This is a genomic window from Halobacillus sp. (genome assembly GCF_049282395.1).
Classification (GTDB): Bacteria; Bacillota; Bacilli; order Bacillales; family Halobacillaceae; genus Halobacillus.
The window spans coordinates 1-2,590 of sequence record NZ_JBAPTY010000024.1 but is presented as its reverse complement, the minus strand read 5'-3'; the positions used below and the strand labels follow the sequence as shown (position 1 = coordinate 2,590).

General features: G+C 44.8%; 3 protein-coding genes. All 3 read right to left on the bottom strand.

Annotation, left to right across the window (positions count from 1 at the left end):
- Positions 1 to 1,348: replicative DNA helicase (gene dnaB, locus WAM07_RS01100; protein WP_422164046.1), on the bottom strand; the 1,348-nt coding region annotated here is incomplete at its 3' end.
- A 149-nt stretch (positions 1,349 to 1,497) separates the two neighbouring features.
- Complete coding sequence (gene rplI / locus WAM07_RS01095) at positions 1,498 to 1,944, bottom strand: 50S ribosomal protein L9 (protein ID WP_089750437.1); 447 nt, start codon at positions 1,942 to 1,944, stop codon at positions 1,498 to 1,500.
- On the bottom strand, positions 1,941 to 2,590 hold a 650-nt coding region (locus WAM07_RS01090; protein ID WP_422164044.1), incomplete at its 5' end, for a DHHA1 domain-containing protein. The genes WAM07_RS01090 and rplI, both read right to left, overlap by 4 nt.

Sequence of the window (2,590 nt, the reverse complement as noted above, 5' to 3'; positions counted from 1 at the left end):
TGTCTGCTTCGCTATAGCGGTGGTCCAAATCTACGAACTTGTTATATTCTTTCACGAAGGCAAGTTCGACGTTACCAACCGGGCCATTCCTTTGTTTGGATATAATAATTTCAATAATGTTCTGGTTCTCCGATTCCTGATCGTAATAGTCATCACGGTACAAGAAGCCAACAATATCGGCATCCTGCTCGATCGACCCTGACTCACGCAGATCTGACATCATTGGACGCTTGTCCTGACGGGATTCTACGCCACGTGACAGCTGTGATAAGGCAATGAGAGGAACATTAAGCTCACGCGCGAGCCCCTTCAAGGAACGTGAAATCTCAGAAACCTCCTGCTGTCGGTTTTCCTTGGAATTAGCGCTTCCCTGAATTAATTGAAGATAATCGATAAGGATCATACCAAGACCGTGTTCTTGCTTTAACCGTCGGCATTTTGAGCGAATTTCACTAACACGGATACCGGGTGTATCATCAATATAAATTCCGGCATTGGATAAACTCCCCATAGCCATGGTCAGCTTATTCCAGTCTTCTGCTTCCATGTGACCTGTACGAAGCCGCTGCGCATCAATGTTCCCTTCCGCACATAGCATACGGGAAACAAGCTGATCCGCTCCCATCTCCAAACTGAAGATCGCCACATTCTCTTCTGTATGAACAGCCACATTCTGAGCAATATTCAAAGCAAAGGCTGTCTTACCCATAGAAGGACGGGCTGCGATGATGATCAGGTCATTTCGCTGAAAACCGGAGGTAATATTGTCAAGATCACGGTAACCCGTAGGAATTCCAGTTACACCGCCTTCTTGATTGTGAAGCTGTTCAATATTATCGTAAACATCGATTAGTACGTCTTTAATACTTTTAAAAGCACTGGAGTTTTTTCGCTGGGAAACTTCCAGAATATCTTTTTCAGCTGAGTTCAGGACATCCTCTAAATCTTCTTCTTCCGAATACCCGGTGGTTACGATGTTCGTGGCTGTCCTGATCAAACTTCTTAACGTTGATTTCTCGCTGACAATCTTCGTATAGTACGTAATATTGGCTGCCGTAGGTACAGAGTTCGCTACATCGGTAAGGTAAGAGACCCCACCCACTTCTTCAAGGACTTTATTATTGGATAAAGCCGAAGTCACCGTCACCAGGTCAATCGGTTCTCCTTTATCAGCCAGCGTCATCATGACTTCAAAAATCCGCTGATGACTGGCACGGTAAAAGTCTTCGGGCAGCAAATATTCTGAGGCAGTGGACATGGCTTCAGGTTCTAAAAAGACCGCACCCAGTACCGCCTGTTCAGCTTCAATATTATGGGGCGGCGTGCGATCATTCCATACTTCACTCACTAGCTGTTCCTCCTCTGGTTCAAAACAAAATATAAGCACCCGGCCCCTTCACTGCTTCACACACATGTTCCAATCGTGCTGAGGGTTAAAAGGCCAGGCGCTCATAATAGATGCTTCATAAACGAAAATTCAGATCATAGTCAGGTCGTTTATTTTTCTTCGATGTGAACACGGATCGTACCCGTAACTTCTGGGTGAAGCTTCACCGGTACATTCGTGTAACCAAGGTTACGGATCGGGTCATCTAGTTCGATTTTTCGTTTGTCGATTTTGATGTTATGAGCTTTCTTCAATTCTTCGGCAATTTGTTTGCTTGTAATAGAGCCGAACAGACGACCATTATCGCCGGACTTAGCCGTTAGTTTGACTTCCATATCTTTTAAGGTTTCTTTCAGCTTTTCGGCTTCATCGATTTCCTCCTGGGCTTTCTGCTCCTGCTTGGCATCAATCGCTTTCTGAGCCTGGACGTTTCCTTTAGTCGCTTCAACCGCTAAGTTATTTTTAAGAAGATAGTTGCGGGCATAGCCATCAGATACGTCCTTGATTTCGCCTTTTTTCCCTTTACCTTTTACATCTTGATTAAAAATTACCTTCATTCTGTGTCTCCCCCTTCAAAATACTCGTCAATTATATCTTGCAACAATGCTTTCGCATCTTCAATCGTTGTGTCTTCAAGCTGGGTAGCAGCATTGGTTAAATGACCGCCTCCATTCATTCGTTCCATAAGAACCTGAACGTTAATATCGCCTAGAGAACGGGCACTGATTCCAATACGCCCATCTTTACGTTCAGATATGACGAAGGATGCCACAATACCACTCATCGTAAGGAGTGTATCGGCAGCTTGTGCAATAATGACGGGACCATAATTTTCCCCTTTATTCCCGGTTGATATGGCTACTCCGTCGCGATACACTTCCGCTCGCTCAATCAACTTACTTCTCCGGATATAAACATCCAGATCTTCTTTCATAAACTTCTGAACCTGGACCGTGTCGGCTCCTTTTGAACGCAGATAAGAAGCAGCATCAAATGTCCGTGATCCGGTACGCAGCGTGAAGCTTTTCGTATCGACAATAATTCCTGCAAGCAGAGCAGTAGATTCAAGCATGGAAAGTTTCAGTTTCTTAGGCTGATATTCCAGCAATTCCGTCACTAATTCCGCTGTTGACGAAGCATATGGCTCCATATAGACAAGCGTAGGATCAGAGATAAACTCTTCTGCCCGGCGGTGGTGGTCAA

Bases quoted from the DNA above. Each gene is read 5' to 3' on its own strand.
- rplI (WP_089750437.1), bottom strand. From the start codon at position 1,944: ATGAAGGTAATTTTTAATCAAGATGTAAAAGGTAAAGGGAAAAAAGGC.